This window comes from Amycolatopsis sp. lyj-112, from assembly GCF_046549055.1.
Taxonomy (GTDB): domain Bacteria; phylum Actinomycetota; class Actinomycetes; order Mycobacteriales; family Pseudonocardiaceae; genus Amycolatopsis.
Window position 1 is genome coordinate 20,557 of the sequence record NZ_JAJPWS010000012.1, and the last position, 25,575, is coordinate 46,131.

Sequence of the window (25,575 nt, forward strand, 5' to 3'; positions counted from 1 at the left end):
CTTCCCTCGGGTCAGCCGAGGGAAGGGGGCCTTCACGCGACACGTCAGGCGCGCAGAGTCGCTCCGAAGCGCTCACCGGCGACCGCGACGGCCGCGTCGCGGGCCTTGGTGGCCTCGTCGACGGTCAGCGTTCGGTCCTCGGCACGGAAACGCAGCTTGTACGCCACCGACCGCTTGCCTTCGCCCACCTGCTCGCCCTGGTAGGAGTCGAACAGCGTGATGTCCTCGAGCAGTTCGCCCGCGCCTTCACGCAACGCTTCGGCCAGGTCGGCCGAGGGCACGTTCGCCTCGGCGACGAGGGCGACGTCGAGCAGCACCGGCGGGTAGGCCGAGATCCGCGGCGCCGGACGGGTGTCCGGGATCGGGATCGCGTCCAGGTCGAGTTCCATCGCGACGGTGCGCGGCGGGAGGCCGAGCGCCTCGACGACCTTCGGGTGCAGCTCGCCGGCGTACCCGACGGGCCACTGCCCCACCAGCAGCTTCGCGCAACGGCCGGGGTGCCACGGCGGCTGGTCCGCCGCGGCGGTGGTCAGCTCGACGCCGGAGGCCTGCGCCACCAGTCTCGCCGCCTGCACCGCGTCGGCCCAGTTCGCCTGCTCACCCTCGCCCCACCAGCCGGCGCGGCCACGCTGCCCCGTCAATACGACGGCGACGTGCACCGGCTGCGACGGCACGGCCGCTTCGAGAACCGCGAGCTCTTCGTCGGTCGGACGGCGGTCCACTCCGAGAGAAGGCATCGGGACCGGGTTGGCCCCGGGCAGCACGACCTGACCGATGTGGAACAGCGAGACGTCCTTGAAGCCGCGGGAAACGTTGCGCTGCAACGTCTCCAACAGGCCCGGCAGCAGCGTGCTCGCCATCCGGTCCTTGTCGGCCTCGAGCGGGTTGCGCACCCGGACGGTGTGCCGGCGGACGTCGTCCTCCGGCAGCCCGAACGAGTCCCAGACCGAGTCCGAGATGAACGGGAAGGGCAGCACCTCGACGTAGCCGCTTTCGGCCAGCGCACGCGCGACCGAACGGCGGCGGCGCTGGACGTCGGTGAGACCGCGACCGGCGGGAGCGTCGGGCAGCACCGAAGGGATGCTCTCGTAACCCTCGAGCCGGAGCACCTCCTCGACCAGGTCGGCCGGCTGCACCAGGTCACCGCGCCAGCTCGGCGGGATCGCGGTCACCAGCGCGGTGCCGTCCTCGGCCGTGCCCACGTTGACCTTGCAGCCGATCTGCGACAGCCGCTTGACCGTGACACCACGCTCGTAGCGCACGCCCGCCACCTGGTCGGGAAGGCTGATCGGCATGGTCACCGGCGCGTTCGGCGGGACGCCGCCCTCGTCGGTGCGGCCGGGCAGGATCGAGCCGTCGCCGTACTGGCGCAGCAGGCGCGCCGCGAATTCGACGGCCACCGCGCACAGCTGCGGGTCGGTGAACCGCTCGAACCGTTTGGCCGCCTCGGAGAACAGCTTGTGACGGCGAGCGGTCCGGCTGATCGACGACGGGTCCCAGTGGGCCGCTTCGAGCAGCACGTCGGTGCTCTCGGGGGTGATCTCCGTCGACGCGCCACCCATCGTGCCCGCCAGCGAGATCACGCCGGTGTCGTCGGCGATGACCACGTCGTCCGCGTCGAGCGTGCGCTCCACATCGTCCAAAGTGGTCAGTTTCTCGCCCGGCTTCGCCTTGCGCACCACCAGATCGCCCTTGACCGAACCGGTCGCGAACGCGTGCAGCGGGTGCCCGAGCTCGAGCATGACGTAGTTGGTCACGTCGACCGCGAGCGAGATCGAGCGGATTCCCGCCAGCATCAGGCGGCGGCGCATCCACCACGGTGTCGGCGCCGTCGCGTCGAGGTCCTTGACCCGGCGCAGGACGAACCGCTTGCAGCCCTTGGTGTCGTCGAGGTGCACCGGCCAGGCGACGCTTTCCGCCTCCGGGACCTCGATGGACGCCGGGTCGCCGAACGCGACGTCGAGCGCGTTCGACAGTTCACGGGCCAGGCCGCGGACCGACAGCGTGTACCCGCGGTCCGGGGTCGGCGTCACCTCGAGAACGGTGTCGTCGAGGCCCAGCAACGTGTTCGCGTCCTCGCCCGGGCTGGCGGTGCTCGGGGGCAGCACCAGGATGCCGGAGTGGTCGTCTCCGATACCGAGTTCGCTCGCCGAGCAGATCATGCCGTCGCTCACCCGGCCATAGGTCTTGCGCGAACCGATCTCGAACCCGCCGGGCAGCACCGTGCCGGGCAGAGCGACGACCACGAGGTCGCCCTCGGCGAAGTTCGTGGCGCCACAGATGATCCCGCGCGTGCTGATCCCCGACGGACCGTCGTCTTCGAGAGGACCGCTCTCGTCGTCGTCATCGTCGTCGGAGTCGTCGTTCTCGTCGGCCGCGGAGATGCCGGACTCGCCGACGTCGACCCGGCAGAACCGGACCGGCTTCTTGAACTCCGTCAGCTCTTCGATCTCGGCGACCCGCCCCACGACGAGCGGGCCGGTGACCGGTTCGAGCGCGCGGACGTCGTCGACCTCGATGCCGATGCGCACGAAGGCGTCGGCCAGATCCTGGGCGGTGACCTCCTCGTCGACGTCGAGGTGTTCGGTCAGCCAGCTGGCTGGGACCTTCACTCAGGCCTCCGTTCCGAAGGGCAGGGTGAACCTGATGTCGCCCTCCACCATGTCGCGCATGTCCGGGATTCCGTTGCGGAACTGCAGGGTACGCTCGATACCCATGCCGAAGGCGAAGCCCGAGTAGACCTCGGGGTCGACGCCGCAGGCACGCAGGACGTTCGGGTTGACCATGCCGCAGCCACCCCATTCGACCCAGCCGGGGCCGCCCTTCTTCTGCTCGAACCAGACGTCGACCTCGGCCGACGGCTCGGTGAACGGGAAGAAGTGCGGGCGCAGCCGGGTCTTCGAGCTTTCGCCGAACATCCTGCGGGCGAAGGCGTCGAGGGTGCCCTTGAGGTGCGCCATCGTCAGGCCCTTGTCCACCGCGAGTCCTTCGACCTGCGAGAACACCGGGGTGTGCGTGGAGTCGAGCTCGTCGGTCCGGTAGGTGCGGCCGGGGCAGACGATGTACACGGGCAGGTCGCGGTGCAGCAGGGTGCGGGCCTGCACCGGCGACGTGTGCGTCCGCAGCACCAGCCCCGAGTCCTCCTCGCCGAGGTAGAACGTGTCCTGCAGCTGGCGCGCGGGGTGGTCCTTGCCGAAGTTCAGCGCGTCGAAGTTGAACCACTCGGCCTCGAGCTCCGGGCCGTCGGCGACCTCGTACCCCATCGCGATGAACGCGTCGGCGATCCCGTCGGACAGGGTCGCGATCGGGTGCCGGGCACCGCGGGGCACGCGATCCCACGGAAGCGTGACGTCGACGGCCTCCTCGCGGAGCATCCTTTCGTCACGTTCGGTCTGCAGCACGGCGCGTCGGGCGTCGAAAGCGGCCTGGATGCCCTGTCGCGCTTCGTTGACCCGCTTCCCCGCTTCGGCCTTCTCCTGCTTCGGCAGTGCGCCGATCTCGCGGCGCGCGAGGAGCAGCGGAGAGTGGTCCCCGAGGTGAGCGGGCTTGACCGCGGCCAGCGCGTCGAGATCCGCCGCGGCCGCGAAATCCGTCTCGGCCTGCTTGATCGCGGCTGTCAACGTTTCCGGCGCGAGCGCCCCCACCTGGGGATCCTGCTTGTCGTTGGCTTCGGACATAACTCCTCGGCGTCCGCTGGGACTGGTCCGGTGCACGCGAGCGCACACATGGGTTTAGCAGCTGCTGAATTCTATGGGACAGCGAACAGCGCCCACCGATCACCCTAGGGCTGGGCGCGGCCGTCACTCGGGAGTGCGAAAAACGCGATCTACGCCGTAAACAAGGTGCAGGAACGAACAGTGCGTTCCATGAGAACTCCCTTGCGCGGTGGTTCGATCGGCGTAGTGGCCACGACTCTACGTGGTGGTCCGCCCCGAGGCCATCGCATTCGTGTAGACGCAGATCGCCGCGGCGGTCGCGAGGTTCAGGCTCTCGGCCCGGCCGTACATCGGGATCTTGACCGCGAGGTCGACGGCGTCGAGCACTTCGCCGGGCAGGCCGTGCGCCTCATTGCCGAAGACCCAGGCGGTCGGCTGGTCGAAGTCCACCTGATCGAGTTCGGTGTCGGCGTAGCCGTGCGCACCGAACGTCCGCAAACCCGCCGCGGAGCACGCTTTCAGCGCCGCGTCCACGTCCCGGATCCGGGTGATGGCGGGGTGGAACAGGCTGCCCGCGGCCGCGCGGACGCATTTGCCGTTGTGCGGGTCGACACTGTCGCCGGCGAGGACGACCGCGTCGGCGCCGGCGGCGTCCGCGACCCGGATGACGGTGCCGGCGTTACCGGGGTCCGCGACGTCGACGAGGACGACGACGAGTTTCGCGCCCGGCTTCAGGACGGTCTCTTGTGGACGGTCGACGAGCGAGCAGACCGCGACGATGCCTTGCGGCGTCACGGTCTCGGACAGCCCGTCGGCGGCGCGGTCGGTGATCGGCGAGACCGGGACACCTGCCTCGTGCGCGGTGACCAGCAGCCGCTCGTGCTGCGCGGCGGCGCGTTCGGTCACGAACAGCTCGTACACCTTGCCGCCGTCTTCGAGGGCGTGCGCGAGTGCGGCTTCGACCGCGTTCGCGCCCTCGGCGAGGAACCGCCTCGTCTTCTCACGCTCGGCCCGGCGGGTGAGCTTGCGCGCAGCAACAACCCGGGGGGTCCGTTCGGTGAACGGATCCGCCCCGGGTTGTGGAAGAGCGCTGTAGCCGGTCAGGCCGACTTCTTCTCTTCGGTGTTCACGTTGGCCTTGGCCAGCTCGGCCAGAGCGGCGAACGCGGCGGCGTCGTTGACCGCGAGGTCCGCGAGGATCTTGCGGTCGACCTCGACACCCGCGGCCTTGAGGCCCTGGATGAGGCGGTTGTAGGTGACACCGTTGGCGCGGGCGGCCGCGTTGATGCGGGTGATCCACAGCCGACGGAAGTCACCCTTGCGGGCACGGCGGTCCCGGTAGGCGTAGTTCAGCGAGTGAAGCGTCTGCTCCTTCGCCTTGCGGTACAGCCGCGAACGCTGGCCGCGGTAGCCGCTGGCGAGCTCGAGAGTCGCGCGACGCTTCTTATGGGCGTTGACAGCCCTCTTGACGCGTGCCACTGGGTCCATCCTGTCGATCTGGGGGCGCGCTGGCGCGCCCGGCGTTTACAAAGTGCGGGGTGTCAGCGGCCGAGAAGGCGCTTGACGCGGCTGACGTCGTTCTTGGCGATCTCGGTGGTGCCCTCGAGACGACGGGTGAGCCTGTTGGACTTCTTCTCCATCAGGTGGCGACGACCGGCCTTCTGGCGGCGCAGCTTGCCCGTGCCCGTGACGCGAACTCGCTTCGACGTCCCGCTGTGCGTCTTCATCTTCGGCATTACGTTGTCCTCTTTCGTGCGGCGGCACACCGGAAGACTCCGATGTGCCGCTGACAGGTGCTGGGCGGCGCTACGCGTCGGCGGGGGGCTCGGCCGATTCGGCCTGCTCGTCCTTGGCCGACTTCACGACCTTGGGCTTCACGTTCTTGTGCGGGGCCAACACCATGATCATGTTGCGACCGTCCTGCTTCGGCGACGACTCGACGAAACCGAGTTCGGTCACCTCGTCGGCGAGCTTCTGCAGCAGGCGGAAACCGAGTTCCGGCCGCGACTGCTCGCGACCGCGGAACATGATCGTGACCTTGACCTTGTTGCCGGCGGCCAGGAAACGCGACACGTGACCCTTTTTGGTCTCGTAGTCGTGCTGGTCGATCTTCGGCCGCAGCTTCTGCTCTTTGATGACGGTGAGCTGCTGGTTGCGGCGGGACTCGCGGGCCTTCTGCGCACTCTCGTACTTGAACTTGCCGAAGTCCATGAGCTTGCATACGGGCGGGCGTGCCTGCGGAGCAACCTCGACAAGGTCGAGATCGTTCTCCTGTGCCAGCCGCAGCGCATCTTCGATCCGGACGATGCCGACCTGTTCACCGGCGGGCCCGACGAGGCGGACCTCCGGTACCCGGATTCGGTCGTTGATGCGTGTCTCGGAGCTGATGGGGCCTCCCTGGTTCGAGGTAAATTCTTCTACCGTTTCGACCTGGTGCCCACATACCTAAGGCCCCGGTACCGTGAGGTACACGAGGCCCACTCTTCCGATCGTGCTCGATCTCCAGAACCGAACACACCGCCTCAGACGCCCGAAATCGTCTTTGGCGAGACCGGACCCGGACACCTGATCTTGCGGCGGTGACACGGGTGGGAGCGGGGCTCCACTTGCCGCCCCCGATCGCTCAGGGGCTGGTCGCTCGTGGAAGGGTACCAGACGTGTCAGAAGAACCGGTTCAGCAGCCCCCGTATTCCCAGGACGTCCGCGGCTTGGAGGACATCCCGAGCGTCGAGGTGATCAGCAGGGCGGCCGTCATGCTGCTCTCCGCCGGCGCCGAACGACTCGGCCTCGCCGACGAGGATCCGGCCAGCTCTCCCCACCGCGACCTCGACGAGGCCCGCCGCCTGATCACCGCCCTCGCCGGGCTGGTCACCGCGTCGGCAGAGTACCTCGGCCTGCACGCCGGCCCATTGCGTGACGGGCTGCAGTCCCTGCAGAAGGCGTTCCGCGAGGCTTCGGCCGTGCCGGACGCCCCCGGACAGGGCCCGGGCGAGAAGTACACGGGCCCGGTCTACTAGACCTTCTCCTCTGGTCCCGCTCCCTGGTCCCCATTCTCTTGGTCCCGTTCCCGCCGATGCTATGAACGAGTCTTTCCTTGCAAAATTTGCAAGGAAAGACTCGTTCATAGCACGCGCGCTAGCCAACAGCGGCACTGGCAGCTAACATTTCAGATGTGAGTGAGTTGGCGAAGGTGCCCAGGTCCCTCCTCCGGGACGAGGCCTACGAGAGCATCCGGCGGGCGATCATCGACGGGACGCTGCCGCCGGGGACGAACCTGCGCGACGGCGACCTCGCCGATCAGCTCGGCCTTTCGCGGGCGCCGGTGCGCCAGGCGTTGCTGCGGCTGATCGAGGACGGCCTCGTGGAGTCGAAGCCACAGAGCTACACGCGAGTGGCCGGGTTCGTCCCCGACGACGTCCGCGACGCCCTGCAACTGGTCCGCACGCTGCACGAAGCCGCCGTCCGGGCGGGCGTGCCGCGGATGGGACCGGCCGAGGTCGCCGCGATGCGCGCGGCCAACACCCGGTTCGCCGACGCGATAGCCGCCGGGGACATCGCGGCCGCGATCGCCGCCGACGACGACCTCCACGACATCCCGGTCGCCGCCGCGCGCAACCGGGCGGTCGCCGCGACGCTGGCCCGCTACACGCCGTTGCTCCGGCGCCTCGAGTACGCCCGTTTCGGCTCCCTGCCCGCGCACCGGTCGGTCCAGCGTCACGCGGACCTGGCCGACGCGATCGAAGCGGGTGACGTCGACGCGGCCTGCTCGATCACCGCCACGATCTGGACCGAACTCGAAGCCCTTCTGGAGGCGCCATGACCCTCGCCGACTTCCCGCGCTACCCGCTGCTGTTCGGCCCCTCCCCCGTGCACCCGCTCGACCGGCTCAGCGCCCACCTGGGCGGCGCGAAGGTCTGGGCGAAACGCGAGGACGTCAACTCCGGCATCGCCTTCGGCGGCAACAAGACCCGGAAGCTCGAATACCTGGTCGCCGACGCTCTCGCCGCGGGCGCGGACACGCTGATCTCGATCGGCGGCGTCCAGTCGAACCACACCCGGCAGGTCGCCGCGGCCGCCGCGCGGGCCGGGCTGAAGGCCGTGCTGGTGCAGGAAAGCTGGGTCGACTGGAACGACCCGCTGTACGACAAGGTCGGCAACATCCAGCTCTCGCGCATCCTCGGCGCCGACATCCGGATGGTCGAGGCCGGCTTCGGCGTCGGTTTCAAGGAAAGCTGGGAGAACGCGATCAAGGAGATCGAGGCGGACGGCGGGAAGCCGTACGCCATCCCGGCGGGCGGGTCGGATCACCGGCTCGGCGGGCTCGGCTTCGCGAACTGGATCGTCGAACTCGAAGCGCAGGAAGCCGAACTCGGCGTCTTCTTCGACACGGTCGTCGTCTGCTCGGTCACCGGGAGCACGCAGGCCGGAATGGTGGCCGGTGCCGCGCTGTCCGGGAAGCCGCGGCGGATCCTCGGTATCGACGGTTCGGCGAAACCGGCCGAGACGCGCGAGCAGATCACCCGTATCGCCCGGGCCACCGCGGAGCTGATCGGGGCGGGCGAGATCAGCGAGGTCGAACTGGACGAGCGGTACCACGCCGGGATCTACGGCATCCCCGACGAGTCCACTTTGGACGCCATCCGGACGCTGGCACGACTGGAAGGCGTGCTCACTGACCCGGTATACGAAGGCAAGTCGATGGCGGGACTGATCGATCTCGTGTCTCGCGGTGAGATCTCGCGGGATTCGAACGTCCTCTTTGCGCACTTGGGCGGGCAGCCCGCGCTGAACGGCTACACGAGCGTGCTTTAGCGACCTATCGGAAACGCTATGAACGAGTCTTTCCTTGCAAATTTCGCAAGGAAAGACTCGTTCATAGCGCGCGTTGTCAGTCGACGACGGCGAGAACGTCGATCTCCACCAGCAGGCCGGCGGGCAGGCCGACGTAGACGGTGGTGCGGGCCGGGTGCGGCGCTTCGCCGATCAGCTTGTTGTAGACCTCGTTGAACGTGCCGAAGTGGTCGACGTCGGTGAGGTACACGCGCACCATGAGTGCGTCGCCCAGGCTCGAGCCGGCGGCTTCGAGCACCGCTTCGATGTTCTTGAAGGTCTGCTCGGTCTGCTCACCGACGGTCTCGCCGACGATGGCACCGGTGGCCGGGTCGAAGGCGACCTGGCCGGCCACCTGCAGGATGTTGCCCTTGCGGACCGCCTGCGAGAACGCGGCCACCGGCTTCGGCGCGTTCTCCGTGCTGATCGCGGTCTTGCTCATTCCAACTTCCCCTTTCGGTTCCCCGTCCATCCACTGTGGACGGAAGCTTCCTCGGCCGCGGTGACCAGTTCGGGCACGAGCGCGATCAGGCCGTCGTAGTCGAGCAGCACCTTCGGCACCGACATCGACACGGCGGCGAGCACCACTCCACCTGGCCCGCGGACGGGCGCGGCGATGCAGTGGATGAAGTCCTCGTGCTCGGCGTTGTCCACCGCGTAGCCGCGGTCGGCGACGAGACCCAGTTCGGTCTCGTACGCCCGCGGCGTGGTGATCGTGTTCGGTGTGCGGACGAAGAAGTCGATCCTCGAGACGACGTCGGCCTGCTTCTCCGGCGGCATCGCCGCGACGAGCACCTTGCCGACGGCGGTGCAGTGCAGCGGGGCGCGTTTGCCGATACGGGAGTACATCCGCACCGAATGCCTGCCCTCGAACTTGTCGATGTAGACGACCTCACCGTCCTCATAGGACGCGAGGTGCACGGTGTGCCCGGTCCGCGTGTTGAGCCCGGCGAGCGCGGACTGCGCGGTGCGGCGGACGTCGCGGTCCTCCAGCGCCTGCTGCGCGAGATCGAAGAGGGCACTGCCGAGACGGTAGTACCGCTGCCCCTCCCGGCGCACGAAATGGTGCGACTCCAGCGTGCGCAGCAGGCGCAGCACGGTCGACTTGTGCACGCCGATCTCCTCGGCGAGCTGATCGAGCGTCTTCGCCTCCCGGGCGAGCCCGCCCAACAGGGTGAGCGCCCTGTCCAAGCTCTGGCTCATGCCGCCTCCGCGGGAAAGAGTACGTCGGCGGGGCTCATACGCTCACCAATCCCTTGTCCGTCAGTTTCGCCGACGCCCAGGATGCCTCATCCGCACCGATCAGGGTCTCGACGACGGATTCGGGCAGCGGGGTCCCCACGTCGTCGTGAGTGAGCAGGGTGGCCGCGGCCTGAAGATGCCCGCGCCGCAGGCGCGTCGCGGGATCGTCGCCGCGCAGGGTGGCGGCGAGGAAACCGGCGGCGAAGGCGTCTCCGGCGCCCACTGGCTCCACGACGTCGACCTGGAGCGCGGGCGCGAACAGCGGCGCCGCGGCTCCTTCGACGAGCGTCGCGCCGTGCTCACCGTGCTTGACGACCAGCGTCTTCGGCCCGGGGAGCACTTCACGCAACCGCGCCGGGTCGCCGGTCCCCCAAACCCGGACGGCCTCGTCGTCGCCGGCGAGCACGATGTCCGCGCGGGCGGCGAGTTCGGCCAGCACCGACGGGTCACGCCCGGCCCAGAGCGCCGGCCGGAAGTTCACGTCGAACGACACCAGGGTGTCGCCGCGCGGCCGGTCCATCAACGCCCGCACCAGGTCGAGGCAGCCGTCGGACAGCGCGGGCGTGATCCCCGACAGGTGGATGACGCGGACCCCGTCGAGGTCGAGTCCCCTCAGCAGCCCTGCGTCCATTCCGGACGCGGCCGACCCCTTCCGGTAGTACCGCACCGGACTTCCTTGAGCGCCGCTTTCCTTGATGTAGAGCCCCGTCGGCCGCGTCCGGTCGACCACGACCGCACTGACGTCCACCCCCGCCGCGGCGATCTCGCGCACGAGCGCGCGACCGAACGGATCGTCGCCGACGGCACTCACCCACGCACTGGCGAATCCCAGCGCGGGGAGATGGCAGGCGACGTTCGATTCGGCTCCGCCGATCGTCCGCACCCACCTCCGCACTTGATCGGGCGGCCCAGATTCGGCCGGTACGAACAAGGCCATCGACTCCCCGATGCACAACACGTCGGGCGCGCTTGTCACTTCCGCGTCTCCTCGTCGTCACCCCGTTGACCTCTAGCGGACCGGATGCTACACCTATCGCACGCAACATGCGCAACGCTCGTTGCAACATACGCAACCGAGGTGAATCTCATGTCCGAAGCCGGCTCCATCGATTCCGCCGCGGTCGCGGCCGTCCGGGAAGAGCGCGTCGACTGGCGCTTCCGCTCGGTGGCGCCGTCGCTGTCCGGACTCACGATCGGCGAGGCCGCCGCCCGGGGCGCGAAGCTGTTCGACGACGGCTTCCTCGGCCCGTTCGTGGTCCTCGACGAAGAAGCTCTCGAACACAACCTGCGCACGATGGCGGGCTGGTGCGCCGAACGCGGTGTCGCCCTCGCCCCGCACGGCAAGACGACGATGGCGCCGCAGCTGTTCGAGCGTCAGCTCGCGCACGGCGCCTGGGGCATCACCTGCGCGAACGCCGGGCATCTGCGGATCTACCGCGCCTTCGAGGTCTCCCGGATCCTGCTGGCGAACCAGCTGCTCGACCCCTCGGGCCTGCGCTGGCTCGCCGGAGAACTGGACGCCGACCCGGACTTCGAGTTCGTCTGCTGGGTCGACTCGGTCCGCGGCGTCGAGCTGATGACCGAAGCGCTGCGCGGAGCACGCCGCAAGGTGGACGTGCTCGTCGAACTCGGCGCCGACGGGGGCCGCACGGGGGTCCGTGACACCGAAACCGCGCTCGCCGTCGCCGAAGCCGCGCACGCGAGCCCGGCCCTGCGGTTGCGCGGGAGCGGCGGCTACGAGGGCGCGCTTTCCCACCACACCGACGACGCCTCGTTGCGGCTGATCAGCTCCTATGTGGACGGTCTGCGCGAACTCATCGTGGCGTTCAACGCCAAGGGATTGCTCGACGACGCCGGTCAGATCATCGTGACCGGCGGGGGCAGCGCCTACTTCGACCGCGTCGCGGACGAGCTCACCAAGGACTGGCCGGACGGGCTCGACGTGCTGCCAATCCTGCGCAGCGGCGCCTACGTGACCCACGACGACGGCTTCTATCGCGTGATCTCGCCGCTCGGCGAGCACCCGCGCATCTCCGGTACCGAGTCGTTCCGCCCCGCCCTGCGCGCCTGGGCCCAGGTGACGTCGAAGCCGTCGGACGAACTCGCGCTGCTCACCATCGGCAAACGTGACGCCTCCTTCGACGAAGGAATGCCCGAACCTCGCCTGATCCGCAAGGGAGACGGCCCTCCGTCCACACTCGACGGTCACGTCGTCGAGAAGATGAACGACCAGCACGCCTTCCTCAAGCTGCCGGCGTCGTCGCCGGTCGAGGTCGGCGACTGGATCGGCCTCGGCCTGTCGCATCCGTGCACGGTTTTCGACAAGTGGCCCCTCATTCCCGTCGTCGGTCCCGACGGCGAAACAGTGCTCGATTTCGTCCGCACGCATTTCTGATCCGTCCTCAAACGCCGCAGAGGAAGAATCACCATGGACATCGTGTTCCGTTCAGCGCAGGTCGCCGACGGCACCGGAGATCCGGTTACCCGGCATGACGTGGGAGTGTCCGACGGCCGCATCATGAGCGTCGCCGAAGCCGGTTCGCTGGCAGGGCGCCGCACCATCGACGCCGAAGGGCTCGTGCTCGCGCCCGGGTTCATCGACATGCATTCCCATTCCGACCTCCAGCTGCTCGCGAATCCCGACCACCTCGCGAAGCTCTCGCAGGGCGTCACCACCGAGGTCCTCGGACAGGACGGGCTCTCCTACGCGCCCGTCAACGACGACGTCCTCACCGCACTGCGCCAGCAACTCGCCGGGTGGAACGACGATCCGGCCGGATTCGACTGGAACTGGCGCTCGGTCGGGGAATACCTCGACCGGCTCGACGCGGGGGTCGCGGTCAACGCCGCGTACCTGGTCCCGCAGGGCACCGTCCGGATGCTCACCGTCGGCTGGGACGACCGGCCCGCGACCGAGGCCGAGATGAACGCGATGAAGGAACTCATCGCGACCGGCCTCGCCGAGGGCGCGATGGGGATGTCCTCCGGGCTCACCTACACCCCCGGCATGTACGCGACCACCGAAGAACTCGTCGACCTGTGCCGGGTCGTCGGGGAGAACGGCGGCTACTACAGCCCGCATCACCGCAGCTACGGCAAGGGCGCGCTCGAGGCGTTCGGCGAGATGGTCGACGTCTCCCGGCGTTCGGGCTGCCCGCTGCACCTCGCGCACGCCACGATGAACTTCTCGGTGAACAAGGGCAAGGCGCCCCAGCTGCTGGAGTTGCTGGACCGGGCACTCGACGACGGCTGCGACATCTCACTGGACACCTATCCCTATCTTCCCGGCGCCACTTACCTTTCCGCGCTCTTGCCGAGCTGGTCGACCGAAGGCGGCCTGGACGCCACCTTGGCCCGGCTGTCCGATGTGGACACCCGTGAGCGGATCCGCACCGAGATCGAAGAGACCGGCTCCGACGGCGCCCACGGGGTGCCGATCGACTGGGAGGCCATCGAGATCAACGGCGTCCGCCGCGACGAGAACGCACATCTGGTCGGGCATTCGGTCGCCGCGTCGGCGAAGTCGGCCGGGAAACCGGCCGCCGAGCTGTACTTCGACGTCCTGCTCTCGGAAAAGCTCGGCACGTCCTGCCTGATGCACGTCGGGCACGAGGAGAACGTCCAGGCGATCATGCGGCACCGCACGCACACCGGGGGCAGCGACGGGCTTCTCGTCGGCGCCCGGCCGCATCCCCGCGCCTGGGGCACCTTCCCGCGCTATCTCGCCCGCTATGTCCGCGAACTCGGCGTTCTCGACCTCGCCGAATGCGTCGCCCACCTCACCGGCCGCGCGGCGGAACGGCTCCGGCTGTCCGACCGCGGCCTGGTCCGGGCCGGTTACGCGGCGGACCTCGTGCTGTTCGATCCGGAAACCGTCGCCGACACCGCCACATTCGACGAGCCGCGGCAACAGGCCGCCGGTATCCCCTATGTCTTCGTCAACGGTGTCGCCGCCATCGACGATGGTCAACCGACCGGCGCCCTCGCCGGCCACTCACTCCGGAACCCCAGGAGGGCCCGATGATCGACTGGCTCCAACATTCGACGGGAGGACTTCTCACCCTCGCCGCCGTCTCGATCGCGGTCTTGTTGTTCCTCATCATCAAGGTCAAGATCGAACCGTTCATCGCGCTGATCGTGGTCGGCCTGCTGACCGCGCTGGCCGCGGGCCTGCCGGTCGTCCAGATCGTCGGATCCGCGCAGAAGGCGTCGGATTCCCTGCTGGAGAAGGGTTTCGGCGGGATCCTCGGGCATATCGCCGCGATCATCGGCCTCGGCACGATCCTCGGGTCCATTTTGGAGCGTTCCGGCGGGGCCAGGGTACTCACCAGCGCCCTGCTGCGGGCGATCGGCGAGAAGCGCGCCCCGCTCGCGATGGGTCTGGCCGGTTTCGTCTTCGGTATCCCGGTCTTCTTCGACATCGGCATCTTCGTGCTGGCGCCACTGGTCTACGTCGCCGCCAAACAGGGCGGACGCTCGCTGGTGCTGTACGCGCTGCCGTTGCTGGCCGGCCTTTCCATCACGCACGCGTTCCTCCCGCCGCACCCCGGCCCGGTGGCCGCGGCCGGCCTGCTGCACGTGGAACTGGGCTGGATCATCCTGATGGGCCTGGTCTGCGGTATCCCGGCGTTCCTGGTCGGCGGTGTGGCCTACTCGACCTGGATCGGCAAGCGCATCGACGTGGCGGTCCCCGAGGAGTTCCTGGTCGCCGAGGACGAAGGCGAGAAGGAAGAAAACCCGCCTTCGCTCAAGCTGGTGGCGGCGATCATCGCGGTCCCGCTGGTCCTGATCCTCGCCGGGACGTTCGGCAGCATCTGGCTCCCGAAGAATTCCGCACCGGCCGGTGTGGCCGCGTTCATCGGTACCCCGGCGGTCGCGCTGACGATCTCGGTGCTGCTCGCGTCGTGGCTGCTGGGTCTGCGCCGTGGTTTGACCGGCAAGGACTTGAGCGAGCTTTCGGCCAAGTCGCTCCGCCCGGTCGCGATGATCCTGCTGGTGGTCGGCGCGGGCGCGTTCTTCGGCGCCGTGCTGTCCGCGACCGGTATCGGCAAGGCCGTCGCGGGTTCGCTCGACAACGCCGGTCTCCCGGTCATTCTGGCCGCGTACGTGATCAGTTGCGGGATGCGGATCGCGCAGGGTTCGGCGACGGTCGCGATCGTGACCACGAGCGGCATCGTCGCGCCGACGGTGGCGACACTGGGCTACTCGCAGATCCAGCTCGCCCTGCTGGTCGTGGCGATTTCGGCCGGGTCGATCATCGCGTCGCACGTGAACGACGGCGGGTTCTGGATCATCTCGCGGTACTTCAACATGACCGTGCCGCAGACCCTGAAAACCTGGACCGTCCTGGAAACCGTCCTTTCCGTTTCCGGTTTCGGCGTGGCAGCATTGCTCATGGCAGTGGTTTAAACCACCTGAAAGCTGGGAGAGATCACGATGACCGGACTCGATCGACGCACCTTCCTCGGCGCCGTCGGAGCGGCTGGGATCACCACCGTTCTCGGTTCCCACCTCGCGAACGCTTCCGAACAGACCTGCGGACCGAAGGGAACCGGAGCCATCTACGTCAGCAGTTACACCAGTTCCGGGCACGGACTCGATGTCGCTCACCGGGACACGGCCACCAACGCGCTGGTCGTCGACCGGACCATTCCGGGGATCAGCAACGCCTCCTGGTTCGACGTCAGCGCGGACCGGAAGACGCTGTATGTGACCAATGAGGACGAGAACGGCCAGATTTCCGCGCTGAGCCTGGCCGATCCGGCGAAACCCAAGCTGCTCAACAAGAAGTCGGCCAAGGGTCAGCACCCCACGCATCTGAGCGTCCACTCGAGCCAGAAGTACGTGCTCGCCGCGAACTACAGCAGCGGCAGCGTCGTCGTCCTCCCGATCCTCGCGGGCGGGAAACTCGGCGACGTCGTGGACCTGGCCCAGCACAGAGGTGCCGAGCGCGACGCGCACGCGCACCAGGTCGTCAACGACCCCACCGGCAAGTGGGTGCTCGCGGTCGACCTCGGCGCGGATTCGGTCTACGTCTACAAACTCGACGTCGTCACCGGGAAACTCAAGCTGAACCAGCAGCTGAAACTCCCGTCGGGCGCGGGCCCCCGGCACCTCACGTTCCACCCGAACGGCAAGTACGCCTACATCCTCGGCGAGCTCCGGGCCGAAGTGACCGTCGCGGCGTGGAACCCGGCCACCGGGAAGCTGACCGCCGGCCAGGTCGTCCCGGCCGTTCCGGCGGGCACTCCCGGAGAGCAGTACCCGGGCGAGATCACCCTTTCCAAGGACGGCAGGTTCGTCTACGCGTCCGTTCGGGGTTCCGACACCATCGCGTCGTTCGGCGTCGGCGAGGACGGGAAGTCCTTGAAGCTGCTAGGCAACGCTCCCGTCGGCGGTGTCTACCCACGTCACCTCACGCTCGACCCGACCGAACGCTGGTTCTACGTCTCCAGTGACAAGTCCGGCACGCTCAGCTGGCTGCCGCGCGATCCCGCCACCGGCCTTCCTGGTGCCGTCGCCGGGAAACTGGCGCTCCCCCAGGTCAATTCCGTCTTTTTCGGCTAAGGAGAAACTCCCATGAGAACTCGCGTCCTCATCGCGGGCCTCGCGGCGTTCGGCCTCGTCGCGGGCTGTGCACCGGCTCAGAACACCCCCGCCGCGAGCGGCGGTGACGAAAAGTCCGGCACGGTCCGGGTCTGGCTGTTCGACGAAGCCAACCGCGCCCCCAAGGAGGCCGCGGTCAAGGAAGCGATCGCCGAGTTCAAGGCAGCGCATTCCGGGGTCGAGGTCGACGTCCAGTGGATCCCGGTGGAGGGCCGCGCGGACAAGTTCTCCGGCGCCTTCAACGATCCAGGCAGCGCACCGGACGTCGCCGAGTTCGGCAACACCGACGTCTCCAGCTATGCCGCCACGGGTGCGCTCGCCGACCTGACCGGTGATCTCTCGTCGTGGAAGGAGAACTCCGACCTGCTTCCGGCGGTGCTGGACACGGCGAAGTCGGGCGGCAAGACATACGGCCTTCCGTGGTTCACCGGCGTCCGCGCGTTGTACTACCGCACGGACATCTTCACCGAACTCGGCCTCAAGCCGCCGGCCACACTGGCGGAACTGACCGAGACCGCGCGCACCATCCGCGCCAAGAAGCCCGAGCTGTACGGCATCTCCGTCGGTGGCAAGTACACCTACGCGATGCTGCCGTTCCTGTGGGCCAACGGCGGCGAGATCGCCAAGCAGGACGGCGACAAGTGGAAGTCCACTGTGGACTCCGAGCAGGCGAAGGCCGGTGTCGCCGCGTACGCGAACCTGCTGAAGGCGGACATCTGCCCGCCCGAACAGTGCGCCAACCTCACCGGGACGCAGAGCATCACGGCGTTCGCGGGTGGCAAGGCGGGGATGTCGATCGGTGGTGACTTCAACCGCAAGGCCGTCGAAGCCGGTCAGGTGAAGGGGAAGTACGGCATCATCCCGCTTCCGGGTACCGAGGCGGGCAAGGTCGCCCCGGCGTTCGCGGGCGGCAACCTGCTCGGCGTGTTCAACGCGACCAAGCGCAAGAGCCTCGCGATCGAATTCATCGAACTGCTCGGCGGGGCGAAGTACCAGGAGAAGATGTACACCGGCATGGGCAACCTGCCCACGCTCGGCAGTGTCCAGAAGAAGGTCGCCGCGAGCGACCCGTCGGTCAAGGCGTTCGTCGACACCCTCACCGCGGGCACCAAGTTCGTCCCCGCCACCGCGGCATGGTCGAAGATCGACGCGCAGAACGTGCTGCCGACCGCGATCCAGCAGATCGCGACCGGCGGCAAGGACACCAACGCGGCACTGGCCACCGCGGCCGCCGAGATGAACAAGGCGTTCGGCTAGCTCCCATGGTGACCAAAGAAATCACTCGCACCGCGGCCTCGCCCGCCCCGGCCCGGCGTTCCCCACGCCGTCGCCGGGACGGGCGGGCCGCCCTGCTCTACCTGGCCCCTGGCGGCATCCTGCTGCTGGCCATGCTGGTCTACCCGATCTACCAGCTCGTCCTGATCTCGTTCTACGACTACGGCCAGCCGCAGGCCGTCGGCAACGCGCCACTGGTGTTCCTCGGCTTCGGGAACTACGTCGAACTGCTGGAGAACCTCCAGTTCTGGGAAGTGCTGGTCAAGACCCTCGGCTTCACCGCGGTCTGTGTCGTCGGCAGCCTCGCCCTCGGGACGGGGCTGGCCGTCCTCGCCACCCGGGTTCGCTCGTGGGCGCGGGTCCCGCTGTTCCTGGCGGCGCTGGCCGCGTGGGCGACGCCGGCGATGGCAGGCTCGTACGTCTGGCTGTTCCTGTTCGACGCGGACTTCGGCCTGGTGAACGAGGTGCTCTCGGGGATCGGGTTCACCGGGATGGCCAACCATTCCTGGACCTTCGACACGTACAGCACGTTCGGCCTGGTGGCCGCCGAGGTCATCTGGTGCTCGTTCCCGTTCGTCATGGTGACGATGTACGCGGGGATCAAGGGCGTGCCGGAAGAGGTCATCGAGGCCGCGCATCTGGACGGCGCTTCGACCTGGCGTACCACGTGGACCGTCGTGCTGCCGATGGTGCGGCCGCTGCTGACCATCGCCACGATCCAGTCGATCATCTGGGATTTCAAGATCTTCACCCAGATCTACGTGATGACCAACGGCGGCGGTGTGGCGGGGCGCAACCTCGTGCTCAACGTCTTCGCCTATCAACAAGCTTTCGCCGGACAGGAATACGGTCTCGGCGCGGCCCTCGGAGTCGTCATGACCTTGCTGCTGCTGTCCATCACCGGGTTGTACGTCCGGTCGCAACGCCGGGGCGCGGGATGGGTGTGACGACAGCGCCTGCCCGGCGGAAGAAACGCCGGGTGAACAAGCCCGGCAGGCTGATCGCCGAGATCGTCTGCGTGGTGATCGCCGGCATGGTCGCGTTCCCGGTGTACTGGATGGTGCTCTCGGCGTTCAAGCCGACCGGGCAGATCCAGGCGGAGAACCCTCGGCCCTGGACGCTGACCCCTACCCTGGAGCATTTCGAGCGGGTGCTCACCGGCGAGGGCTTCGCGATGTTCTTCCTGAACAGCGTGATCGTCGCGGTCGTGGTGGTGGCGCTGTCGCTGCTGCTGTCGTTCCTCTCGGCGGTGGCGCTGACCCGGTTCAACTTCAAGGGCAAGACCGTCCTGCTGGTGATGGTGCTCGTGGCGCAGATGGTCCCGGTGGAAGCACTGACCATCCCGCTGTTCTTCCTGATGCGGTCGGTCGGCGACGTCGCACCGTCGTTCGGCACCAATCACCTCGGCTCGCTGATCCTCGTGCACCTGGCGTTCAGCCTGCCGTTCGCGATCTGGATGCTGCGCGGGTTCGTCGCCGCGGTGCCGCAGGAACTGGAAGAGGCCTCGAAGATCGACGGCGCGAGCCGGATGCGGTTCACCTGGCAGATCCTCTTCCCGCTGGTGGCACCCGGTCTGGTGGCGATCAGCGTGCTGGCGTTCATCCACGCCTGGAACGACTTCCTGTTCGCCAAGACGTTCATCATCTCCAACACCGAGAACCAGACGCTCCCGCTGGCGATCCTGGTCTTCTTCAAACCGGAGGACACCGACTGGGGCGCGGTGATGGCGGGCTCGACCCTGATGACCATCCCGGTGCTGGTGTTCTTCATCCTTGTCCAACGACGACTCGTGTCCGTCATGGGCGGCGCGGTGAAGGGCTGACATGCCGGGATTCGACACACTGCTCCCCCGTCCCGTCTCGGTGGAACCCCTGCCGGGGCACTGCCCGCTACCGTCCGAAGTGGACGTCCGGACCGGCGCGGACCTGCCGGCCGAGGGCTACCGGCTGGAGATCGACCCGTCCGGCGTGACCCTGCACGCCGCCGACGCGGCAGGCGAGTTCTACGGCCGCCAGACGCTCCGGCAGCTCATCGGGCCGGACGCGTTCCGCGCCGCGTCCATCCACAGTGGACAGGCCGTGATCCCGTGCGGGATGGTGACCGACCACCCCCGGTTCAGCTGGCGCGGCTGCCTGCTCGACGTCGCCCGGCACTTCCGGACCAAGGCCGAGGTGCTGCGGTTCATCGACCTGATCGCCGCGCACAAGCTCAACGTGCTGAACCTGCACCTGACCGACGACCAGGGCTGGCGGATCGAGATCCCCGAGTTCCCGAAGCTCACCGAGGTCGGCGGCTGGCGGAAGTCGTCCATGGTCGGGCGGCACGACGGCCCGGAACGCGACGGGCGTCCGCACGGCGGGTTCTACACGGCCGGCGATCTCCGGGAGATCGTCGCCTACGCCGCCGAGCGCGCGGTGACCGTCGTCCCGGAGATCGACATCCCCGGGCACGCGCGGGCCGCGATCACCGCGTACCCCGAACTCGGCCCGGAGACCGGCGGACCGTGGGAAGTCTGGACGAGCTGGGGTATCAGCACGTCCTTGCTGAACACGGAGAAGTCCACTGTGGACTTCTTCCGGACGGTTTTCGACCACGTGCTGGACATCTTCCCGTCGCAGGCGATCGCGCTCGGCGGCGACGAGGTACCCGGCGCGACCGAGGAGCACCACCGGTTCGTGCGCGAGATCGCGCAGCACCTGACCGAACGCGGACGTCGTCCGTTCGGCTGGGACGAGGTACTCGAAGCGGCCGATCTGCCGAAGATGGTCATCGGCTCGTGGCAGAGCGAGGCGGCCGGGGCCCGCGCCGCGGCGGCCGGGCACGACGTCGTCATGTGCCCCGAAGAGCGCGTGTACCTGGATCACCGGCAGTCGGACCACCCCGACGAACCGATTCCCGTCGGCTATCTGCGGACCCTCGAAGATATCTACGGCTACGAGCCGGTCCCCGCGGACTTCCCCGCCGACCGGACGATTCTCGGCACCCAGGCACAGGTATGGGCGGAGCACCTGGACAACGTGCGCCGCGTCGACTACGCCGCTTTCCCGCGGTTGAGCGCTTTCGCCGAAGTCGCGTGGAGCCGGCCGGAAGGCCGTGACTACGCGGAGTTCCTGCCGCGCCTGCGGGATCACCACCTGCCGCGGCTCGACTCGCTGGGAGTCGAGTACCGGCCGCTGGACGGACCGCATCCGTGGCAGACGCGGCCCGGGGTTCCCGGGCGGCCGCGCTAACGAAGCGCGTGAGGGCCACCCTGAGGGACTCTGAGTCCCTGAGGGTGGCCCTCACGCGCTCACGACCAGGGTGACCACCAACGGTCGGCACCGGAAAGCGGCCAGGTCACCTCCAGGAACCGCGGCCGATAGATCCGCGCGTTCTCGATGTTGTCGGCGTGATCGAGGCTGTTCACGTTGTAGGACACGATGATCTTGCCGTGCCCGCTCAGCTGCGGATGCGCCGTCGCGTCGTAGACGATGAGGCGTTTGCCCTCGGTCTCCGCTTCCGGCGCCCGGTAAAGGACTCGCGGATCCCCGAACGGACCGGTCGGCGATCTCGCCGTGTAGGCCACCAGGACCGGGTTGAAGCCGGCGCTGGTGTCGACGGTGATCAGCACGTACTCGGCGCCGACCCTGGTCACCGAGAACGCGGTCCCCACCCCGGCCAGCATCCGCGCGGAGTCCTCTTCGTGCCGCGACCAGCCGACACCGGTCCAGAAGTGCCAAGCGCCGCGGAGCCCGCCGGAGGGCACCCGGGCCAGCTTGAGGTGGTGTCCCTCCCCAGCGCCGTGTTCGGCGCCGTAGATGTAGGTGTAGCCACCGTCTTCGAGCATGTCCGATCCCCAGGCGACCCGGTTGCTCACCGGGATCACCAGTAACTCGGCCGGGGTCAGCGCGGGCAGCCGGAAGGTGGCCAGCGAGGTGCCGGTGCTCCGGAAGTCGAGCCCGCCGGGCCCCGTCGTCTCGTACCGGTTGTAGAGCACGCGCAGGACGTCGCCCTCGACGACACCGTCCCCGACCCAGTAGTGCTCGGCCGAGCCCGGGAGCCGCACCAGCGAGGCCGGGTCGTCGGCGGTGCCGCCGTGCAATGTCTCGCCGAGGGCCCCGTCGGGTCGTTGCACCACCAGGGTGTTGCGCGCGAGCGGGCTGTCCGCCGGACGGCTGTGGTCCGGATTCACCTTGCCCAGGAAGGTGTCCGAGAACAGCCAGGCGGTACGGCCGTCGGGCAGCGGGATCGACACCGTGCGATCCCCGCCGGTCCAGTGGCCGCCCTGATCGCCGTAGCCGTTCCACAGATCGTTGAGCGCGACGGCGGGAACCACGGGCGGCGGCGGGGACGGCGGAACCGGAGGCGGCACGGACGGCGCGGTGCGGGCCGGGATCCCGCTGCTCGCCACCAGGGCGGCGACGAACAGCGCGGCCGGCACCAGTATCCGCCACGCTCGACGCATCGGATCATGGTAAAGCCGCCGAGGTGTTTGTACGAGCCTTCTTTGTACGAGCCTTGTGCGGCAGCCGGTTAGCGTCCGCGGAATGTCCTGGAAAGTGCTTTCCGTGAGCGTGCTCGCCGCCGTCGCGTGCACCGGATTCACGGCGTCGGAAGCGATCGCCGCCCCTAAGACCTACTACGTCGACCAGGCTCTCGGCAGTGACACCGCGAGCGGCACCTCTCAGCAGGCCCCGTGGAAATCGCTGGCGAAGGTCTCCTCGACCACGCTCACCCCCGGTGACACCGTGCTGCTGCGCCGGGGCGGGAACTGGCCCGGCGGCCTCGCCGTGAAGGGGTCGGGGACGTCGTCCGCACCCATCACGATCGGCGCCTACGGCACTGGAGCCCGCCCGATCGTCAAGGGCAATACCGAGGCCTGCGTCGACCTGCCCGGCAACGACATCCGGGTGCAGGACCTGCAGGTCGGCGTCGCCGCCAACGACGGGCGCTGCTCGTGGGCCGGAGTGAAGGTGAGCGGCGACCGCAACAAGGTGCTGTCGAACCTCATCACCGGCGCCGGCGCGGGCGTGTTCATCGCCCCGTCCGCGGACGGCACCGAAATCACCCAGAACGACCTCGTGGACAACAACCACATGACCGTTGTGACCCCCGGCGGCAAGGACGACTCCGGCGCGTTCGCCATCCTGGTCCACGGCAACGGCTCCGACATCGGCTGGAACCGGATCAGCGGCTCGATCGCGAAGGCCGACGACTTCGGCGGCCTCGACGGTGCCGCCGTCGAGATCTTCTACGGTTCGCGCAACGTCGTCCACCACAACATCTCCGAGGACAACGAGACGTTCACCGAACTCGGTACCGATACGAAGGATCCGGACGGTGTCTCGACCGGCAACGTCTTCGAGTACAACGCGATCTTCGGCGCCAAGACCCGCGGCGGGATCATCACGCGAGGTGCCGAAGACAGCAATGGGCCGGTGTTCGGGACGGTGTTCCGCAACAACTCGCTCCGGCTCCCGAACGCCGAGGCGGAGGGTTTCGTCTGCTACGGCGGCTGCACGAACCAGATGCTGAAGATGACGCAGAACGTCGTCCAGGCGGCGTACAAGATCGGCTATACCGATCCCGCGTTCACCGCGACCGACCACAACGTCTACTTCGGTGGGCTCCAGCAGTTCACGGCGGGCGCCACGGACAAGGTCGCCGACCCGAAGTTCACGTCGGCGACCAACCTGGTCCTGCGGGCGGGAAGCCCGGCGATCGACCTCGGCACGACGAAGTACGACGACATCGACGTCGACGGCAATCCGGTCTTCGCCGGTGCCCGGGTCGATGCCGGGGCTTACGAGTTCCAGGGCTAGTAGTCCGTGAAGGCCTCCTTGAGGGACTCTGAGTCCCTCAAGGAGGCCTTCACGGACCGAGCGTCAGTTGTAGATGCGCTGGATGGCGCCCGCCGCGAGAAGGCCGTTGGCCCACAGCGAGTTCACCCGCGAAACCTCCTGCGAGTTCGGCTTGGCGTTGGTGCAGGACGGGCCGGGGCCGCCGCCGGACATCAGCTCGGAGCACGGACCCTGGTAGTTGTCCGGCAGGCCGAGCGCGTGGCCGGTCTCGTGCGCGGCGATCCGCGTCTGGTCGTACTGCTGCGCCTGCGAGTAGTCGATGAAGATGGTGCCGCGGCCGTGGCCGTCGGTCTCGGCGTACGAACCCGAGGGGTCGTTGCCTTCGGTGTAGCGCAGCGTGGCCCCCGAGGAGCTCTCCTGCAGCTTCACGTTGGACACCGAGTTGTTCCAGTTCGCCGCACCCGCCTCGATGGCGGCACGGAAGCTGGGCGCTCCCGAAGCGTCGTAGTAGACCGTGGTCACCGCCGCGGTCTGCTGAGCGGGCTGGACCGCGGCCGTGGCCTGGCCCGCGGTGACCGGGACGGCGAGCAGCGCCAAGCTCACTGCCGCGGAGACGAAGAACTTCCTTGCCATGGACCCACTCCTTGTGAGGACAACGGAATGGTCCAGGAATCTAGGAGCGAAATCCGCGACTGGGCACCAACTTTCGTCGCTTCCGCCAGCTGGTGATTTACCAACACTTTCGCCCTATTGACATGCGCATGTTCGCATACGACGATGCTCTGCTCGTCTCACTCAGGGCCGCAGCACCAGCTTGCCGACGGTCGCCCGCGCTTCCAGTTCCGCCAGCGCCTTCGGCCCGTCCGCGAGGTCGTAGACCGTCGGCGTGCCCGGCGCGCATACGCCGGCGGCGATGAGGGCGCGCAACTCGTCCAGCAGGTTCGCGAAGATCCCGGGCGCGTGCTCGATCAGTACGCCGAGGTGCAGTCCGATCAGGTGGATCTGGTGCCGGAAGTTCAAGTCCCGGTTGGTGAGCGCGGCTTCTCCCCCGGCGACGCCGTAGACCACGACCCGTCCGGTGACCCGTTTGGCGGCGGCGAGACTCTTGACGAAGGCCTCGCCGCCGACCGACTCGAGCACGAGGTCGACCCCACTGGTCAGCCACGCGGGCAAGTCCTCGCGGTAGTCGAAGACGTGGTCGGCCCCGAGGCCCCGCACGAGGTCGTGCTTCGCCGGCGAAGCGGTGGCGATGACGGTGGCGCCGTAGTGCTTCGCCATCCGGACCGCGGCTTGGCCGACGCCGCCCGCCGCCGCGTTCACCAGCACCGTGTCCCCGGCGGCGAGGCGCCCCAGCGGTTTGAGCGCGGCGAGCGCGGTGGCCCAGTTCAGGATCAGTCCCGGCGCCTGCTCGTCAGCCCAGCCCGCTGGGACCGGGACGATTCCGGCGGCGGACATGACCATGTATTCGGCGAAAGCCCCGCCACCGGTCCCGAGGACGTGGTCGCCGACGTCCGGCGTCGTCACGCCCTCCCCCAGGGCGACGACCTCGCCGACGGCTTCGAACCCGGCGACGTACGGCGCTCGCGGGCCGCCCTCGTAGGTGCCGCGAGTCTGCATGACGTCGGCGAAGTTGACGCCCGCGGCGGTCACCTTGACCAGGATTTCGCCTGGTCCCGGACTCGGGACGGGCGCGTCGGTGATCAGGTGCAGGTCTTCAGGACCGTTCGAAGAGTTCTGTCTCAGGGCGCGCATCGAAGTCATACCCGCACACTAAAACCCTCACTCTTGCGTGAAGGTCAAGTCGTCATGGTCAAGGCGCGGGCGTCACGCAGATAGGCGTCGAGGGCGTCGCGGTTGCGGCTCAGGATGGCGATCCGGCGATCGAGCTGTTCCCGTTGACGGGCCACCTCGTCGAGCATGTACTCGCACGGCACCTTCGGCAGCACCTCGCCGGGCCCGTCGAGGTACGGCAGGATCTCCCGGATCAGCCTCGTCGGCAGGCCGGCGTCGAGCATCCCGCGGATCTGCAGGACCGACTCGACCGACCCGTCGCAGAAGTCGCGGTAGCCGTTGCCGCCGCGACCGGGCCGGATCAGGCCCTCTTCCTCGTAATAGCGCAGCGCGCGGACGCTGACCCCGGTCTTCCGCGCGAGTTCGCCTATCTTCACCCCGCCCACGGTAGCCATC

General features: G+C 68.3%; 25 protein-coding genes. 12 read left to right on the forward strand and 13 right to left on the reverse strand.

Features of this window, described 5'->3' with window-relative positions; translation table 11 throughout:
• Positions 1-44: 44 nt before the first annotated feature.
• The 6 genes from pheT to infC all read right to left on the reverse strand — a co-directional run bounded on the left by pheT (position 45) and on the right by infC (position 6,043).
• Complete coding sequence (gene pheT / locus ACLJRL_RS31295; RefSeq protein ID WP_410659931.1) at positions 45-2,612, reverse strand: phenylalanine--tRNA ligase subunit beta; 2,568 nt, start codon at positions 2,610-2,612, stop codon at positions 45-47.
• Complete coding sequence (gene pheS / locus ACLJRL_RS31300; RefSeq protein WP_410659932.1) at positions 2,613-3,677, reverse strand: phenylalanine--tRNA ligase subunit alpha; 1,065 nt, start codon at positions 3,675-3,677, stop codon at positions 2,613-2,615.
• Positions 3,678-3,914: 237 nt separating this feature from the next.
• A complete protein-coding gene (locus ACLJRL_RS31305; RefSeq protein WP_410660119.1) occupies positions 3,915-4,760 on the reverse strand; it encodes a TrmH family RNA methyltransferase in 846 nt (281 codons plus the stop codon).
• Positions 4,757-5,134, reverse strand: a complete 378-nt coding sequence (rplT, locus tag ACLJRL_RS31310; protein ID WP_410659933.1) for a 50S ribosomal protein L20 — start codon at positions 5,132-5,134, stop codon at positions 4,757-4,759. Before rplT ends, ACLJRL_RS31305 begins: the two co-directional genes overlap by 4 nt.
• A gap of 62 nt (positions 5,135-5,196) precedes the next feature.
• Complete coding sequence (gene rpmI / locus ACLJRL_RS31315; RefSeq protein ID WP_410659934.1) at positions 5,197-5,391, reverse strand: 50S ribosomal protein L35; 195 nt, start codon at positions 5,389-5,391, stop codon at positions 5,197-5,199.
• A gap of 70 nt (positions 5,392-5,461) precedes the next feature.
• Positions 5,462-6,043, reverse strand: coding sequence for a translation initiation factor IF-3 (gene infC / locus ACLJRL_RS31320; RefSeq protein WP_410660120.1), 582 nt, complete (start codon positions 6,041-6,043; stop codon positions 5,462-5,464).
• Positions 6,044-6,312: 269 nt separating this feature from the next.
• On the opposite strand from infC, the gene ACLJRL_RS31325 reads away from it, so the two are divergent.
• From ACLJRL_RS31325 to ACLJRL_RS31335, 3 genes are all read left to right on the forward strand, one after another.
• Positions 6,313-6,672, forward strand: coding sequence for a DUF1844 domain-containing protein (locus tag ACLJRL_RS31325; protein WP_410659935.1), 360 nt, complete (start codon positions 6,313-6,315; stop codon positions 6,670-6,672).
• Positions 6,673-6,836: 164 nt separating this feature from the next.
• The gene (locus ACLJRL_RS31330; protein ID WP_410660121.1) at positions 6,837-7,475 is read left to right on the forward strand and encodes a GntR family transcriptional regulator; all 639 of its coding nucleotides are present in this window, start codon (positions 6,837-6,839) and stop codon (positions 7,473-7,475) included.
• Positions 7,472-8,467: a 1-aminocyclopropane-1-carboxylate deaminase gene (locus ACLJRL_RS31335; protein ID WP_410659936.1), complete on the forward strand. Its 996-nt coding sequence runs from the start codon at positions 7,472-7,474 to the stop codon at positions 8,465-8,467. Before ACLJRL_RS31330 ends, ACLJRL_RS31335 begins: the two co-directional genes overlap by 4 nt.
• Positions 8,468-8,543: 76 nt before the next feature.
• On the opposite strand, the gene ACLJRL_RS31340 is transcribed toward ACLJRL_RS31335, so the two are convergent.
• From ACLJRL_RS31340 to ACLJRL_RS31350, 3 genes are read right to left on the reverse strand one after another with little or no spacing between them, the layout of a single operon-like run.
• A complete protein-coding gene (locus ACLJRL_RS31340; RefSeq protein ID WP_410659937.1) occupies positions 8,544-8,927 on the reverse strand; it encodes a RidA family protein in 384 nt (127 codons plus the stop codon).
• Entirely contained in the window at positions 8,924-9,688 is a 765-nt protein-coding gene (locus ACLJRL_RS31345; protein WP_410659938.1) for an IclR family transcriptional regulator, read from the reverse strand. The genes ACLJRL_RS31340 and ACLJRL_RS31345 overlap by 4 nt, the downstream gene beginning before the upstream one ends.
• A 34-nt stretch (positions 9,689-9,722) precedes the next feature.
• On the reverse strand, positions 9,723-10,664 hold the full coding sequence (locus tag ACLJRL_RS31350; RefSeq protein WP_410660122.1) for a sugar kinase: 942 nt from the start codon (positions 10,662-10,664) through the stop codon (positions 9,723-9,725).
• A gap of 150 nt (positions 10,665-10,814) precedes the next feature.
• Here ACLJRL_RS31350 and ACLJRL_RS31355 point away from each other — a divergent pair, with 150 nt between their 5' ends.
• Genes ACLJRL_RS31355 through ACLJRL_RS31390 form a run of 8 tightly spaced genes read left to right on the forward strand, consistent with a single transcriptional unit; the run spans position 10,815 to position 20,838 of the window.
• The gene (locus ACLJRL_RS31355; protein ID WP_410659939.1) at positions 10,815-12,122 is read left to right on the forward strand and encodes an amino acid deaminase; all 1,308 of its coding nucleotides are present in this window, start codon (positions 10,815-10,817) and stop codon (positions 12,120-12,122) included.
• Between the two features lie 33 nt (positions 12,123-12,155).
• Complete coding sequence (locus ACLJRL_RS31360; RefSeq protein WP_410659940.1) at positions 12,156-13,751, forward strand: N-acyl-D-amino-acid deacylase family protein; 1,596 nt, start codon at positions 12,156-12,158, stop codon at positions 13,749-13,751.
• Positions 13,748-15,136, forward strand: a complete 1,389-nt coding sequence (locus ACLJRL_RS31365; protein ID WP_410659941.1) for a GntP family permease — start codon at positions 13,748-13,750, stop codon at positions 15,134-15,136. Before ACLJRL_RS31360 ends, ACLJRL_RS31365 begins: the two co-directional genes overlap by 4 nt.
• 27 nt (positions 15,137-15,163) lie before the next feature.
• A complete protein-coding gene (locus ACLJRL_RS31370; RefSeq protein WP_410659942.1) occupies positions 15,164-16,294 on the forward strand; it encodes a lactonase family protein in 1,131 nt (376 codons plus the stop codon).
• Positions 16,295-16,306: 12 nt separating this feature from the next.
• A complete protein-coding gene (locus ACLJRL_RS31375) occupies positions 16,307-17,590 on the forward strand; it encodes an extracellular solute-binding protein (protein WP_410659943.1) in 1,284 nt (427 codons plus the stop codon).
• 5 nt (positions 17,591-17,595) lie between these two features.
• On the forward strand, positions 17,596-18,555 hold the full coding sequence (locus ACLJRL_RS31380; RefSeq protein WP_410659944.1) for a carbohydrate ABC transporter permease: 960 nt from the start codon (positions 17,596-17,598) through the stop codon (positions 18,553-18,555).
• Entirely contained in the window at positions 18,546-19,430 is an 885-nt protein-coding gene (locus ACLJRL_RS31385) for a carbohydrate ABC transporter permease (RefSeq protein WP_410659945.1), read from the forward strand. The genes ACLJRL_RS31380 and ACLJRL_RS31385 overlap by 10 nt, the downstream gene beginning before the upstream one ends.
• 1 nt (position 19,431) lies before the next feature.
• On the forward strand, positions 19,432-20,838 hold the full coding sequence (locus ACLJRL_RS31390; protein ID WP_410659946.1) for a beta-N-acetylhexosaminidase: 1,407 nt from the start codon (positions 19,432-19,434) through the stop codon (positions 20,836-20,838).
• Positions 20,839-20,897: 59 nt separating this feature from the next.
• Here the strand turns inward: ACLJRL_RS31390 and ACLJRL_RS31395 are convergent, their stop codons facing one another.
• Complete coding sequence (locus ACLJRL_RS31395; RefSeq protein WP_410659947.1) at positions 20,898-22,052, reverse strand: DUF5005 domain-containing protein; 1,155 nt, start codon at positions 22,050-22,052, stop codon at positions 20,898-20,900.
• A gap of 82 nt (positions 22,053-22,134) precedes the next feature.
• Between ACLJRL_RS31395 and ACLJRL_RS31400 the strand changes: the two genes are divergently transcribed.
• Positions 22,135-23,409: a choice-of-anchor Q domain-containing protein gene (locus ACLJRL_RS31400; RefSeq protein WP_410659948.1), complete on the forward strand. Its 1,275-nt coding sequence runs from the start codon at positions 22,135-22,137 to the stop codon at positions 23,407-23,409.
• A 63-nt stretch (positions 23,410-23,472) separates the two neighbouring features.
• Here ACLJRL_RS31400 and ACLJRL_RS31405 read toward each other — a convergent pair whose 3' ends face one another.
• From ACLJRL_RS31405 to ACLJRL_RS31415, 3 genes are all read right to left on the reverse strand, one after another.
• Positions 23,473-24,021: a snapalysin family zinc-dependent metalloprotease gene (locus tag ACLJRL_RS31405; protein WP_410659949.1), complete on the reverse strand. Its 549-nt coding sequence runs from the start codon at positions 24,019-24,021 to the stop codon at positions 23,473-23,475.
• A gap of 162 nt (positions 24,022-24,183) precedes the next feature.
• Positions 24,184-25,149 carry an NADPH:quinone oxidoreductase family protein gene (locus tag ACLJRL_RS31410; protein ID WP_410659950.1) on the reverse strand — a complete coding sequence of 322 codons (966 nt, stop codon included), beginning with the start codon at positions 25,147-25,149 and terminating at the stop codon, positions 24,184-24,186.
• Between the two features lie 35 nt (positions 25,150-25,184).
• On the reverse strand, positions 25,185-25,556 hold the full coding sequence (locus tag ACLJRL_RS31415; RefSeq protein WP_410659951.1) for a MerR family transcriptional regulator: 372 nt from the start codon (positions 25,554-25,556) through the stop codon (positions 25,185-25,187).
• Positions 25,557-25,575: the final 19 nt, after the last annotated feature.

Bases quoted from the DNA above. Each gene is read 5' to 3' on its own strand.
- ACLJRL_RS31395 (WP_410659947.1), bottom strand. From the start codon at position 22,052: ATGCGTCGAGCGTGGCGGATACTGGTGCCGGCCGCGCTGTTCGTCGCC.
- ACLJRL_RS31410 (WP_410659950.1), bottom strand. From the start codon at position 25,149: ATGACTTCGATGCGCGCCCTGAGACAGAACTCTTCGAACGGTCCTGAA.
- ACLJRL_RS31340 (WP_410659937.1), bottom strand. From the start codon at position 8,927: ATGAGCAAGACCGCGATCAGCACGGAGAACGCGCCGAAGCCGGTGGCC.
- ACLJRL_RS31355 (WP_410659939.1), top strand. From the start codon at position 10,815: ATGTCCGAAGCCGGCTCCATCGATTCCGCCGCGGTCGCGGCCGTCCGG.
- ACLJRL_RS31370 (WP_410659942.1), top strand. From the start codon at position 15,164: ATGACCGGACTCGATCGACGCACCTTCCTCGGCGCCGTCGGAGCGGCT.
- ACLJRL_RS31375 (WP_410659943.1), top strand. From the start codon at position 16,307: ATGAGAACTCGCGTCCTCATCGCGGGCCTCGCGGCGTTCGGCCTCGTC.
- ACLJRL_RS31380 (WP_410659944.1), top strand. From the start codon at position 17,596: ATGGTGACCAAAGAAATCACTCGCACCGCGGCCTCGCCCGCCCCGGCC.
- ACLJRL_RS31335 (WP_410659936.1), top strand. From the start codon at position 7,472: ATGACCCTCGCCGACTTCCCGCGCTACCCGCTGCTGTTCGGCCCCTCC.
- ACLJRL_RS31350 (WP_410660122.1), bottom strand. From the start codon at position 10,664: ATGGCCTTGTTCGTACCGGCCGAATCTGGGCCGCCCGATCAAGTGCGG.
- ACLJRL_RS31365 (WP_410659941.1), top strand. From the start codon at position 13,748: ATGATCGACTGGCTCCAACATTCGACGGGAGGACTTCTCACCCTCGCC.
- ACLJRL_RS31405 (WP_410659949.1), bottom strand. From the start codon at position 24,021: ATGGCAAGGAAGTTCTTCGTCTCCGCGGCAGTGAGCTTGGCGCTGCTC.
- ACLJRL_RS31385 (WP_410659945.1), top strand. From the start codon at position 18,546: ATGGGTGTGACGACAGCGCCTGCCCGGCGGAAGAAACGCCGGGTGAAC.
- ACLJRL_RS31360 (WP_410659940.1), top strand. From the start codon at position 12,156: ATGGACATCGTGTTCCGTTCAGCGCAGGTCGCCGACGGCACCGGAGAT.
- ACLJRL_RS31390 (WP_410659946.1), top strand. From the start codon at position 19,432: ATGCCGGGATTCGACACACTGCTCCCCCGTCCCGTCTCGGTGGAACCC.
- pheS (WP_410659932.1), bottom strand. From the start codon at position 3,677: ATGTCCGAAGCCAACGACAAGCAGGATCCCCAGGTGGGGGCGCTCGCG.
- ACLJRL_RS31345 (WP_410659938.1), bottom strand. From the start codon at position 9,688: ATGAGCCAGAGCTTGGACAGGGCGCTCACCCTGTTGGGCGGGCTCGCC.
- rpmI (WP_410659934.1), bottom strand. From the start codon at position 5,391: ATGCCGAAGATGAAGACGCACAGCGGGACGTCGAAGCGAGTTCGCGTC.
- ACLJRL_RS31400 (WP_410659948.1), top strand. From the start codon at position 22,135: ATGTCCTGGAAAGTGCTTTCCGTGAGCGTGCTCGCCGCCGTCGCGTGC.